The sequence below is a fragment of the Metabacillus niabensis genome, assembly GCF_902829255.1.
GTDB classification, from domain to species: domain Bacteria; phylum Bacillota; class Bacilli; order Bacillales; family Bacillaceae; genus Metabacillus; species Metabacillus niabensis.
In genome coordinates this window covers 1-13,356 of sequence record NZ_CADEPK010000358.1, presented here as the reverse complement: position 1 = coordinate 13,356, position 13,356 = coordinate 1, and the positions used below count along the sequence as shown (strand labels likewise).

The window sequence follows — 13,356 nt, the reverse complement described above, 5'->3', positions numbered from 1 at the left end:
CCCCATCACTTATAGCAGAACTCTCCTGTCTTTAAGGTTTCAAGAATAGATGAATAATATTGTTTTGTGACTGGTAACATAATGATATGAGATACTTAATATTACCTTTCATAATCCTTACCATTTCGTTTTCCACTAAAATTGTTGCTGCTGAAGAGATGATAAAGGTTAAGCTAGTTCAACATATTGGTGAAACAAAAAAGATCAACCTACATATTAAAGGAGATTATTCGACGCTAGACCCTACACTTAAACTAAAGGAGGGAATAATTTATCAATTATCACTTAAGAAAGGAGAGTTTATATTAACTGGAAATGGAGAAAAGTATTCGTTACATGACCCATTTATTCTAATCCCTAAAAAATACAATCATACCCAATATATATCCATTAATAATCGCCAGTACTTAGGTGCTGTTGAATTTAGGAAAGAAAAGAATCAATTTATTAGACCTGTGAACCAGCTTCCAATGGAGGATTATTTAAAAGGAGTTGTCCCATTTGAAGTATACCCCTCGTGGGGAATCGAAACATTAAAAGCACAAGCATTAGCAGCCAGAACCTATGCGTTCGCAAATCTAGATAAAGAAATCGATGATACAATCAAATATCAAGTCTATGGAGGATTTACCTGGAACGAAAAAACGACGGAAGCAGTTGAAGAAACTAGCGGAGAGGTCATCACTTCTCAAAATCGGCTAATCGATGCCTTTTACTCTGCAAGTAATGGAGGAATGACAGAAAACAACACACATGTATGGGGTGGAAATGCTAAAAGTTACTTACCAATTAAAAGGGATCCGTACGATCCAACACATCCATGGGAGTTTACGATCCATCAAACACAAATAAAGCTTGATGAAAATGATTGGGATCAACCAGATTGGTGGGATAAACTCTCTGAAATAGACTCATCAATAATAAATAATATGAAAACTTGGCTGAAAAAAAATGGGTACCCTGGAGAAATAAAAATAGTTGAAATACCATATTTTAAACTATCCGAGGAACTGCTTGAGTCAAAAAGAGCTGTAAAGGGATCGATAAAAATTGAATTCCTCCACAGATTATTAGATGGGACCATTGTTTATGATCATTTGACTCTTAACGATGTTCCATTAAATAATATCCGTCCGTTAATTGGAGGGAATCACTTTAAAAGCTATTACATTGAATCTCTCGTTAAAGATGGAGAAGGTCACTATACTATGAAGGGGAAAGGATTTGGACATGGTGTAGGAATGAGTCAATGGGGTGCTCATTATATGGGAAAAGCCGGTAAAAACTATAAAGACATTATCCAATTTTATTATCCGGGTACTAAAATAAAGAAAATTAATTAGTAGATCAATGTAATATTTAAAACTCCCAGCACAAGGAACCATTTCTAACGTTGGGGGTTTGCTTTCTCTAATGGCAATAATAAATGATTAAGTGCATATGTGAGTCTCCTGGGGGAGAAGCGTTAAGGATATAGGACAGTCACTACTGTACCGCTGCAGAAAGCGAAGACCTGTATCATTTAAAAACTCATTCAAGAACGAATTTTTATTTAAATATGTGCTAAGATAATAGCTTTTCATACCATTCATGTTTAGAAATAAATTTGAATTTAGTATGCTAGTAATTAATAATTTAATACTAATATAGAGAATTCAACGTTTCTCCATTGAACAAACAAATACATTCTACTATAATCGACATAAAGAGTCATTTTATGTGATTATTCGACTATAATAATTATATGAAGAAATCCTTATATTTAATTGATTACAAGAGTATTAAAGTAGAGTTTACGTAAATTTATTACATATTACATCCATTTTGACATTCGCATCGTTGTTCTAGGTTATTTTACAAAAATAGTTCGTTACTCGAGAAAAATGTAAGACAGGAGATATAGAGAAAATGCGCTTAATTACGTTAGATCGAAGTGAGGCAGGGATTACATTAGGTAAATCTATCTACTATGAAAATGGAAAGATGTTACTTGCAAAAGGAACGTTACTATCAGATAGTCTAATTAAAAGGCTTAAAAATTTTCAAGTTTTTACTATATACATAGAAGATGAAGAATCAGAAGGAATCGATGTTGTCGAATCTATACCAGAGGAGCTACGAGTTGAATCAATCGAAGCGATTACTAAAGGATTGACTTCAATTGCTAATTTATCCTCACATACTAAAAATATCCAAGGTATGATGCAATCTGATAAAGCGATACATGAAATGCAACGGATCTTTCAAAACATTTCAAGCTGTTTAACAGAAAATCGTACTGCGTTAAACTTATTAGCTACGACAAAAATTATTGATAATCACCTATACACTCACAGCTTAAACGTTGCCATCTATGCATGTCAGTTAGCAATTGAGAATGGTTTGCCGAAAAGTCAAATCGAAGAAATTGGTTTAGGCGCCTTATTACATGATCTCGGAAAAATGTTTATCCCACCTGAAGTTTTAAACAAAAAGGAAAGATTATCAGATGAGGAATTTGAATTAATCAAGATGCATTCAGAGCTTGGTTTTGAATTACTTCGTAAAATTCATTCTCTACCTTTAGTCATCTCACATTGTGCACTTCAACACCATGAACGCCTAGATGGAAAAGGCTATCCAAGGGGGATTAAAGAGGAAGAAATTCATCCATACGCAAAAATATTAAGTGTAGCAGATGTTTTTGATGCTGTAACATCACAGAGGGTTTATCGATCCGCTATGCTTCCTCATAAAGGATTGGAAGTTTTATATTCAGGATCAGGAACACAATTTGATCAAAACCAAATCAATCTTTTTAGAGGCTGTATTGCGATTTATCCTCCTGGGTTAACCGTCAAATTAAATGACGGCCGAACAGGAATTGTTACAAAATATAACTTCACGTCAGTAGGAAGACCAATTATTCGCATTATAAAAGATGAAGAAAACCAACCTGTCCAACCTTATGAAATTGATTTGTCTACTAGCGAAAACCTTACATTAGAAATTGTTCAAGCTGACGCCTTACTATAATTTCTTTGAACTAACGTAATCAGCTATATCTAATATATCTTACATATCATTTCAAACTCTCTATTTTTTAGAGAGTTTTTTTATTAAGGATAAAGTTAAAAAACTACCATCTAATGGATAAAACGAAAGAAAATCATAAATACTATCCACTAGAAATCCAAAAAAGGCGAGGTGAGTAAAATGAACTATTTAACGACAAAGGAATTATCTTTAATAGAGGATGAACTGCGATCTGAACAATTGCTTGCTAAGACCTTCAATTGGTGTGCTTCCCAATGTGAAGACGAGGAAATACGATCTCTTTTAGAACAACTTGCTAAAACTCATCAATTAAATATCGCCGATTTATCTCAATATTTTAATCGGTCGCAAATGATCCAATAAAATAAAGGGGAGATAGTTCAATGCCAAATAATATTGCAGGACGCGGATTAACAGACAGGGAATATCTTCAGCTTTGTTTAGAGCTAGAAAAAGGGAGATGTCGTACCTTAAGCAATACACTGCTAGAAATCAATCATCAAGAGCTACGAGAAATAGTTTTGCATTGCTTTGAGACTGCACATAAAAATCAATATAATCTATTTGATTTTATGAAAAATAAAGGATGGTATCGTACAACAATTGCCTCACAGCCTGAGATTGAAATCGTGCAAAAAAATATCCAACATAATTTACATCCAGATAGTTAAATTTTTTAATATGAATCCTAATCAAAACGTTTAGCCGCATTATCATGATAGCTTTTATGTAACATTCCTAACATATTCACTCAATTACTCAATTTTTCAAATAAACAAAAGCCTTCTTTTAGGAAGGTTTTATTCATTTGACTAACAATCATTTTTTACAAATGTTTCTACAAATATTGAATAAATCTTCCAATAACATACATTCTAATAAAATAATGAATGCACGTTTGTCAGATTTCGTTTCAGCCTATTTGAGGAGTGAATCAGATTTATGAAAATTCCATTTTTCAAAACAAAAAGGCAAGCAGACATAAAGGATGATAGGCTGGAGGAGAAAAAAAAGAAAGAGGTTGAGCAACCCTTTTCTTGGCAAATTAGCAAGGATATTGAAACGTTAAAGCATATCTATTCATTACCTGACAATATCGATTTCGTTGTAAGAGAATTCACATTAAGAATGAATAACAAAAAAGCTGTTTTATTTTTTGTTCCATCTTTAACAGATATTCAACTTATTCAAGAACAAATCATCAAACCGTTGATTATGAATGAAAAGAAATCCGAGATCCCTTCCTGTATTAGCATAAGTACGATTAAAGAAGAAACTTGTATGAAGAAGGCGATTGAAGAGTTAAATTCAGGAGAAACAGTTTTATTAGTAGAAGGTGAAACGAAGGCATTTATTATTAAAACAGGTAAAGTAGCCGGTAGAAGTGTTGAGAAACCACAGAATGAGACTACTCTATTTGGTCCTAAAGAATCGTTCATTGAAAAGGCAGACGTTAATATCTCACTCATTCGCAAGAAAATAAGAAATGAAAATTTCAAAGTTGAAAAAATGTCAATTGGAAACAGTACGAACAACGAGGTATTTCTTGTCTACCAAAATAACTTAGCTAATAAACAGATTCTAAAGGAAGTAAAACAAAGAATTAATCATGTAAAAAGAGATGATATTCAGAATTTAGAACTTTTAGTTCAAATTATTGAAGACCGAAAATCTAGTTTATTTCCCACTGTTTTACAGACAGAACGTCCAGATAGAGCAGCATCTTTTCTTGAGGATGGCCATATTATTCTCATTATGAACAATTCTCCTATTGCCTTAATTACACCAGCAACATTTTGGACGTTTCTCCATTCTGCAGATGACCACTATTTACGGTTTATTTATGGTAACTTTACAAGAGCATTACGACTTATTGCCGTCTTTATTACGCTATTTACTCCTTCTATATATATTGCCATAACGAATTACCATCGTGAAATGCTTCCTGCTGATTTACTATTAGCAATAGCTGGAGCGCGTGAAATGGTTCCATTCCCAGCAATCATTGAATTATTTCTCATGGAGCTAGCCTTTGAATTAATTAGGGAAGCAGGAATTCGTGTCCCTGCACCAATTGGTCCAACAATCGGGATTGTCGGTGCATTAATTTTAGGTCAAGCTGCAGTGGAAGCAAATGTTGTTAGCCCGATTGTCGTTATCGTTGTAGCAATAACTGGATTATCATCCTTTGCCATAAGTGATGTCAATTTAAATTATGCGATTAGAATTGCTAGATTTGGTTTTTTAATTGCCGCAAGTTTATTAGGAATATTTGGAATGGTCGGCTGCTTTCTCATTGGTTTATTTTATGTTTCTGTATTTAAATCGTTTGGTGTTCCATACTTTGCACCGATGACACCAAAATATAAATCCTCAAATGATACGTTATTTAGAAGAATGATTAAAAATGAAAGATTCAGACCTGCATATTTAAAAACGAAGGATATAAAAAAAGGCGCAGCAGAATAATTTATTTGGAACAGGTGGTTAGATGGTTACTCGTGAAAAAGATCTCATCAGCTTTAAAGAGTTATCTTCACTTATAGTCATCATGATCGGAACAAAAGCAACTGACATGACGGCAACATTACTTTTTGATCGTAGTTTAAATGCTGCGTGGATCGTTTGTATCCTTTCCTTTCTAATTGTTTTGCCTTCATTACTAGTCCTTAACTATTTACTAAAGAAATTTGAATCAAAAAATTTCCTTGAGATCACAAGATGTTTGATAGGCAAGAAGCTTACGTTTATAATCGGATTTCTTTTCTTTTTATTTGCATTACTAAAAATGGCAATAGACACAAGAAGCTATACAGACCAGCTTATAACTGTTAATCTCCCTAAAACTCCTTTATTTATCTTATATATCCTTCTTCTTCTTGTATGTTTATGGGGGGCTAAAAAAGGTTGGGAAGCGATCGCATCTATTGCGATTATGCTTTTACCATATATATTAATTGCTTTAACGTTACTTTATCTTTTACTTTTTAAAGAAATACATTTCAATCGGATTTTTCCTTTATTTGGCTTTGGATTTAAAAACATTACAGAAAACAGTTTTCATTTTTCATCTATGTATGCAGATGCTTTTCTTATCGCAATGATGTACCCGTTTGTCAAAAATCATAAAACCTATACTAGAGGACTGATTGGTTCTCTTACTTTTACAGTTCTTCTAGTGGCGTTACTTTTATTGTTATACAACTTAGTATTTGACTACAGAAGCATTGATAAAATTACATATCCTTTTAATGAAGCAATTCGATTTGTTTCAATCGGAAAAACCATAACAAATATTGAAACATTCTTCCTTACGTTTTGGCTACTAGGTATTTTTGTTAAATTTACGATTTATTTATATTTAGTCTGTAAAATATTTGGTTTTGTTTTTAGTATTGAAGAATTCGAACATACTCTACTGCCAATTACAATTTTAGTATTAGTTATAGGAATGGTTCCAGAAAATGATATTTCTAATATATATTCCGTTAGAACGATTGTTTCTTCGTTTTTTGAATATGGTCTACTTTACCTCCCATTCTTTCTTTTGATTGTATACAAAGTAAAGGAGGTACGGTCACGATGAATAAATGGCTACACTTTTTCACAATTTTCTCCATGGTAATCCTTCTGACGGGATGCTGGGATCGAAAGGAATTAGAAGAAATATCATATGCTGTGGCAGTTGGCATCGATATTCCTGAAGGGGTTGATTTAGAAAAAGAGCAATCCTTTGATATTACATTTGAATTTTCTAATCCTAAGCTACAGATTAATGGAGCAGCAGGGGAAACTGATAAAAAGGAGGTCATTACCATTACATCCCCTGATTTTATTACAGCTAAAAATACGGCAAACTCATTTGTGACAAGGCAGATTTCCTTAATACATGCAAAGGTAATTGTTGTTTCAGAAGAATTAGCAAGATCCAAATATTTTTATCGAATGATCGGAACTGCACTAAAGGAAAGGGAGATTAGAAGAGAAATAAACCTCATCGTTACGGATGGAAAAGCAGTCGATTTTATCAAGAAAAACAAACCGGAAATGGAAATTAGACCGCATCGTTATTATCAGTTTGTTTTCGATCGTTCAATCGAAACAGGATTAGTACCTGATTCAACTTTAAATCGGCTATTTTCGATTACTGATGGTGATGCAGATTTATTTCTCGCGATCTATGGTTCTGTTAATGATGATAAAGATAGGAACGAATTTAAAGAAGAGGATCAATATTTAAGCGGAAAGGTGCCAAAGGAAGGGGGCAATCCCGCACAGCTAATGGGGTCCGCAGTATTTAAAGAGGGAATAATGATCGGGAAATTGTCTGGTGAAGAAACAAGAAGTGTTATGATTCTCGACGAAACGATGGATATGGAAGATATGTATGTTAGCTATACAGACCCAATGAATGATAATTATAAGATCGTTGTAAGGTTAAAGAAAAAAGATAAAACGGATATAAAAGTAACATTAAGAAAGGGACCTCCTAAAATAAAGGTCAATGTACCACTATCGGCAGAAATTTTATCGGTACCAAGCATGATCAATTACGCTACAAATGAAAAAAATCAGGATATCCTACGAAAAGCAATTGCTTCTGAAGTTAAAAGAAACTTTGATTCTCTTGTGAGAAGATCACAACAGGAATTCAAATCAGATCCATTTTATTGGTCTCTATATGTTAGACCACTTTTTAAAACGATACAAGAGTATGAAAAATGGGATTGGACAAACAAGCAATTTCCCGAAGCGGATATTAAAATAAATGTTGATATTGAAATCTTTGGGTATGGTAAGCAATTAAAAGAAACAGACATGGAGATGATAAATGATTGATGAGATTTCTATTGTACTTAATCGTATTCTTTGGATTTGCTTATAGTATCGGACATTCATTTGTATTATTTAAAGATAAAAATAAACTTGGTGCTTTTGGTATGTTGTTAGTCGGTATTTCTATCGTCGTTTTCTCTTTCTTCATTCAACTTAAATAGAAGGCTTATTACAATGCGAATAAAATGGGACAATAACGGGGAAATAAAAAGAGAGGTGATCAAATTGGATCGATTTGAAAAAGTCTATAATGAATACCGCAACCAGCAACAAGATGAAGCTGAAAAAAATCAAAAAGGGACCTTTTCAACTGGAAAAGAGCAAATTGTTGCAGTTCGAAAAAATGATGACGGTGATTTAATTGCCTTTCAAACAAATGCCGGGAGAAAACTTGATTATGTTCAGGCTCTATCTGAAGCAAAATCCGGAAATCTCGCAAATGTCGATGTATTTCATAAATATGGCCGCGATATTTTAAGAAGTGAGCCTGATGGCATTAAAGAAAATAATTTAGACGAGTTACCTGAATTCTAAAAAGGGACTGACCCCAATTTTTGGGGTTTATTTTTTTGTCTAGACTGATTTCCTTGAAAGAAAATCTGTAGTTTGAAATAATTGTATTGGTAAAGTATTGAAACTGTGAGGTGTATTGCTAATGATTAGCTCGATTGTATTAACAATCCTATTTGCCATTGGATTCATTTATTTAATACAATATCCATTTTATTTAAAAAAGGCCGCTCTATTATCAAAGGAAGCTATCTATCCTCAACAAAAAGACGAATTTCAAACGATCCTACTCCCAAATGAATGGAAAGAGATGACTCCCATTTCTAAAAAAGAGAAATCTTATCAATTTGTAAAATGGGGGACAATTGTTGCAGTCTTGCTCCTGACAACTGTATTGATTATCTCTGTTGCAACCGATTGGTTAAGCTCGTCTTTTTTAAATGTAGCATATCTCTTCATTGTAATTATCAACTCGATAAAACACCGTGGTAATTTATTTATTTTGCCTTCAGGTATTATACTTCATTCAAAGTATTATCCGTTTAACCGAATATTAAATTATCATTACGAAGAGATTATCCGTTGGCATGAATTATATGGATTACACCCTCGCCTTAATAATGGATATAAGTTAACAATTACTCTGAAAAATCGGTGGTTTCAACCTAACTATTTCGTAATAGAGGATGAAGAGCATTTAAAAAGAATTATTACTCTATTAAAAGATAAGGGAATTGAACAAGAAGAAAAACGTGCAAGCTAATAATATAGTCTATCTACTCCAACTTTTCAAAAAGATGATTGGTAGGATAACAAACATGAGCTTTTCTTTCTTATCTCCGATAGAAACATCATCATGTGACTATATGTATGGTAAGAGGGTATTGGACTTCCACTTTATTTAGTAAACTACAATAATGTGGAAGTCCTTTTCATGCAGGAAAATACTTAAAAGATGTCGAATATAGAAACCATTATCCCTAAGAGGATAAATTGTAAATAATCATGGAATTGATTTAAGAAATAAAGGTTTTGAATAAACTTCGAAGATACATAAAAGAAGGTGAATCGATTGAGAGTCAATGAAAAAATTAGCACAGGAATAAAAGGATTTGATCTTACAATTGATAAACTACGTCTAGGTGATAATGTTGTATGGCAGGTCGACTCAGTCGATAGTTACAAAAAAATGATAGATCCATTTGTCGAAACAACCCTTAAAGAAAATCGTAATTTAGTCTATATTCGTTTTGGGAAGCATAAACCATTAATTGAGGATCACCCTCATATCAAAAGATACAACCTAGATGCAAAGAAAGGTTTTGAGACTTTTGCAACAAAGGTACATAGTATCCTTGAACAGGAAGGAAAACAGACATTTTATGTTTTTGATTGTTTAACAGATTTGTTAGAAGAATGGTACTCAGACCTTATGATCGGAAACTTCTTTAAGGTGTCATGTCCATTCTTATATGAGTTAGATACGATCGCGTATTTTGGATTAATTAGAAATGTCCACACTTACAGCACAATTGCAGAAATACGTGAAACAACACAACTTCTTCTAGATGTATACGAAGTTAACAAGAACATTTACATACATCCTCTTAAAGTATGGCAACGTTATTCTCCGACGATGTTTTTCCCACATTTAATTCAGGGGCAAGAGGCAACCTGTATTACAGCTAGTTCTGAGGCTGCACAATTATTTTCAAGTATTAACAGAGTAGAGAATAGACTCGATTATTGGCACATTGTATTTAGTCAGGCTAAAGAAACATTAAACGAAGATTATGAAAAGCAGGAACAAACAAAAAGATTGTTAATGTCTCTCCTAATAGGTCAAAAATCTAAAATGTTTGATTTATGTGATAAATACTTTACCCTAAAGGATATTTTAACGATTGCCTCAAGAGAAATTGGCACAGGGTTTATTGGCGGGAAAAGTGTTGGTATGCTTCTTGCCAGAAAAATAATTGAAAAGCATGGAAATCAGCAATTGCTATCCCACTTGGAGCCTCATGATTCGTTTTTCTTAGGCTCTGATATTTTTTACACATATATAGTCCAAAACGGATGGTGGAAATTACGAGTTAAACAAAAGACTAAAGAAGGTTATTTTCAATATGCACCAGAGCTAAAGGAGAAACTATTAAATGGAGTGTTTTCAGAACGTATTCGTGAACAATTCATCCAGGTTTTAGAATATTTTGGTCAATCTCCAATTATTATTCGTTCCAGTTCATTGCTTGAGGATAATTTTGGAAATGCATTTGCAGGAAAATATGAAAGTGTATTTTGTGTTAACCAAGGAACACCAGAAGAACGTTACAAGGAGTTCGAACAAGCGATTCGTACTGTCTATGCAAGTACGATGAATGAGGATGCAATCGCCTATAGAATGAACAGGGGACTTTTTGAAAAGGATGAGCAAATGGCCATCCTCATTCAACGTGTTTCAGGTGACCACCATCATCAATATTTTTTCCCACATATAGCTGGTGTTGGAAATTCCTCAAACTTATATGTTTGGGACAAAAGCATCAACATGGATGCTGGCATGCTGCGGATCGTTTTTGGATTAGGAACAAGAGCTGTAGATCGAACCGTAGGAGATTATGCAAGAATTGTTACTCTTGATAATCCAATGCGTATGCCACTTATAAGTCAGGAGGATATAAAAAAATTTTCTCAGCATGATGTTGATGTTCTTTCTTTATCAAAAAATGTTTTAACAACTGTTAAACGGGATGAATTATTAAAATATGATCTTCATGCGTCTAAAACACTTTTTGCCCGACCTGATGAAGAAACAGCAAATCGCCTTCATGAATTAGGATATACGGACCGTTATCCATATCCTTATATTCTGGATTTTCATTCTTTATTAAAGGACACAAATTTCCCACATATGATGAGAGAGATTTTATCTTTGTTATCAAAAGAATATGAATATCCAGTTGATATTGAATTTACAGTGAACTTTGATGATAACAATGAATTTAAAATTAACCTTTTACAATGTAGACCGTTGCAAACAAGTGGTTTAGGCAAACAAATTGAAATGCCAAAACTTACAGATGAATCAAGCTGCTTCTTTTCGACAAACGGAAATTTTATGGGAGGTAATATCCGCCTTCCAATCGAATATATTGTTTCGATTAACACAGAGGAATATTTAAATCGAAATGAACAAGGAAAATATGCTGTCGCACGAAAAATTGGGAAGATTAATTCTGTTTTGAAAGATAAAAATGTGATGCTCATGGGACCAGGCCGGTGGGGAACAACAACACCATCCTTAGGGATTCCCGTTCACTTTTCAGAGCTTTCCAATATGAACGTCATTTGTGAAATAGCTTCCCAAGAAGAAGGCTTCATGCCAGAATTATCTTACGGAAGTCACTTTTTTCAGGATTTAGTTGAGTCTGGAATTTTTTATGTCGCAATATTTGCTGGGCAAAAGGATGTCATCTACCATCCAGAATGGCTCAAAGATAAAGAAAATCTGTTACTAGACTTTTTACCACAAAGTGAAGAGTTTATTGATGTCATTCAGATTGTAAAAACAAATGGAATGAATATTTATTCCGATATTACGACACAAAAGCTCATTTGTAAGTAGGAGAGTCAACGTCTATAAAATAAAGGTTTACCTTGTCCACTCAGTATTAGAGGAGGTACGATGGATATCATACCTCCTCTAACTTTTCATTATTTTATTCATTTAACACAGTTTGAAGTGTTTCAATATTTTTCTCCATAATACTGAAATAATCTTCTTTATTTTTAATATCTTCTTCTGTCACTGATTCAAGATTATGAAGGGTTAACGACTTAGCACCAATTTCATCTTGAATGACTTTTGCTACGTTAGATTGTACATTTTGTTCAAATAAAACGTAATTTATATTATGCTCTTCTGATTCTTTGATAATTTCAGTAAGTTGTTGTTGGCTAGGTTCTTGAGAAGGAGAGAGACCAGCAATTGAAATTTGTTTAATACCATACCTTTCCTGCCAGTAACCATAAGCAGCATGGGAAACTAAAATGTATTTTGTCTTTGTGTTTTCAACAGTATCTTGAAATCTTTTATCTAAGTCATTTAAATCAGCTTTGAGTTTTGCATAATTTTCTTCGAATATATCCTTTGACTCCGGTTTTATTTCTATTAATGCATCTTTAATATTTTCTGCTAATTTAATAGAATAAATTGGGTCAAGCCAAACATGTGGATCGTGATCACCATGATGATGTTCTTCTTCATGAGTATGCTCTTCCTCATGTGCATCTTCGCCTTCAAGCGTATGCTCTTCTTCGTGTGCATGTTCGCCTCCATGCGTATGCTCTTCCTCGTGTGCATCTTCGCCTTCATGAGTATGCTCTTCCTCGTGTGCATGTTCGTCTTCATGTGTATGATCATGTTCTTCTGCACTTTTTAATAATTCGATACCTTCAGACGCCTTCAATATTTTAACGTCTTCCTTCTTTAAGGTTTGTTCTGCCTTTTCTGCAAAACCCTCTACACCTGCACCTGAATAAATGAATAAATCTGAGTCTGCTATGTTTTTCATTGTTTTAACTGTTGGTTCATATGTATGAGCGTCAACATTTGGTGGGTAGACACTGGTTACAGTAATTTCATCACCACCAATTTTTTTTGTAAAATCCTCTAATGGGAAAATGGTTGTATAAACCTCTATTTTACGGTCAGAATTAGCATCACTGCTTGTACCATTTGTTGATTGATTTTCTTGATTACCACAGCCTGCTAATAAAAGACCTAGTGAAAGCATTGAGGTTAGTAAATATGATCTCGTTTTCATTGTTACAACTCCTAACATTTTTTTAAGTAAACTTTTTAATAGGGGAGAATTTGATGTTTTTTATCAAGTATCCAATATGAATAAAACATAAATTGGAACCATTTAGATTTTACCGGTAGAATCAAATAGTAATGATTACGATTTGTAT

The 13,356-nt window shown here is 33.4% G+C and carries 12 protein-coding genes; 11 read left to right on the top strand and 1 reads right to left on the bottom strand.

Translation table 11 applies throughout. The annotated features are described in order from the left end of the window. Positions 1–86: 86 nt before the first annotated feature. The 11 genes from HU235_RS20750 to HU235_RS20700 all read left to right on the top strand — a co-directional run bounded on the left by HU235_RS20750 (position 87) and on the right by HU235_RS20700 (position 12,007). Positions 87–1,343: a SpoIID/LytB domain-containing protein gene (locus HU235_RS20750; RefSeq protein WP_174881457.1), complete on the top strand. Its 1,257-nt coding sequence runs from the start codon at positions 87–89 to the stop codon at positions 1,341–1,343. A gap of 565 nt (positions 1,344–1,908) precedes the next feature. Continuing rightward, positions 1,909–3,015, top strand: a complete 1,107-nt coding sequence (locus HU235_RS20745) for an HD-GYP domain-containing protein (RefSeq protein ID WP_095300938.1) — start codon at positions 1,909–1,911, stop codon at positions 3,013–3,015. Between the two features lie 180 nt (positions 3,016–3,195). Further along, entirely contained in the window at positions 3,196–3,399 is a 204-nt protein-coding gene (locus tag HU235_RS20740) for a hypothetical protein (RefSeq protein WP_095300937.1), read from the top strand. A gap of 20 nt (positions 3,400–3,419) precedes the next feature. Next, the gene (locus HU235_RS20735; RefSeq protein ID WP_095300936.1) at positions 3,420–3,707 is read left to right on the top strand and encodes a spore coat protein; all 288 of its coding nucleotides are present in this window, start codon (positions 3,420–3,422) and stop codon (positions 3,705–3,707) included. Between the two features lie 271 nt (positions 3,708–3,978). After that, positions 3,979–5,505 (top strand): spore germination protein, encoded by a 1,527-nt coding sequence (locus HU235_RS20730; protein WP_174881456.1) that lies wholly within the window; start codon positions 3,979–3,981, stop codon positions 5,503–5,505. 22 nt (positions 5,506–5,527) lie between these two features. Next, entirely contained in the window at positions 5,528–6,622 is a 1,095-nt protein-coding gene (locus HU235_RS20725; RefSeq protein ID WP_095300934.1) for a GerAB/ArcD/ProY family transporter, read from the top strand. Next, positions 6,619–7,875 (top strand): Ger(x)C family spore germination protein, encoded by a 1,257-nt coding sequence (locus HU235_RS20720; protein ID WP_174881455.1) that lies wholly within the window; start codon positions 6,619–6,621, stop codon positions 7,873–7,875. The genes HU235_RS20725 and HU235_RS20720 overlap by 4 nt, the downstream gene beginning before the upstream one ends. Next, positions 7,872–8,033 (top strand): hypothetical protein, encoded by a 162-nt coding sequence (locus HU235_RS20715; protein WP_174881454.1) that lies wholly within the window; start codon positions 7,872–7,874, stop codon positions 8,031–8,033. The genes HU235_RS20720 and HU235_RS20715 overlap by 4 nt, the downstream gene beginning before the upstream one ends. Before the next feature lie 13 nt (positions 8,034–8,046). Next, positions 8,047–8,406 (top strand): DUF3892 domain-containing protein, encoded by a 360-nt coding sequence (locus HU235_RS20710; protein WP_370877275.1) that lies wholly within the window; start codon positions 8,047–8,049, stop codon positions 8,404–8,406. Positions 8,407–8,527: 121 nt separating this feature from the next. Next, a complete protein-coding gene (locus HU235_RS20705) occupies positions 8,528–9,145 on the top strand; it encodes a hypothetical protein (protein WP_174881453.1) in 618 nt (205 codons plus the stop codon). Between the two features lie 300 nt (positions 9,146–9,445). Next, on the top strand, positions 9,446–12,007 hold the full coding sequence (locus HU235_RS20700) for a PEP/pyruvate-binding domain-containing protein (RefSeq protein ID WP_233452338.1): 2,562 nt from the start codon (positions 9,446–9,448) through the stop codon (positions 12,005–12,007). 94 nt (positions 12,008–12,101) lie between these two features. Here HU235_RS20700 and HU235_RS20695 read toward each other — a convergent pair whose 3' ends face one another. Further along, a complete protein-coding gene (locus HU235_RS20695) occupies positions 12,102–13,208 on the bottom strand; it encodes a metal ABC transporter solute-binding protein, Zn/Mn family (protein WP_174881451.1) in 1,107 nt (368 codons plus the stop codon). Positions 13,209–13,356 lie beyond the last annotated feature (148 nt).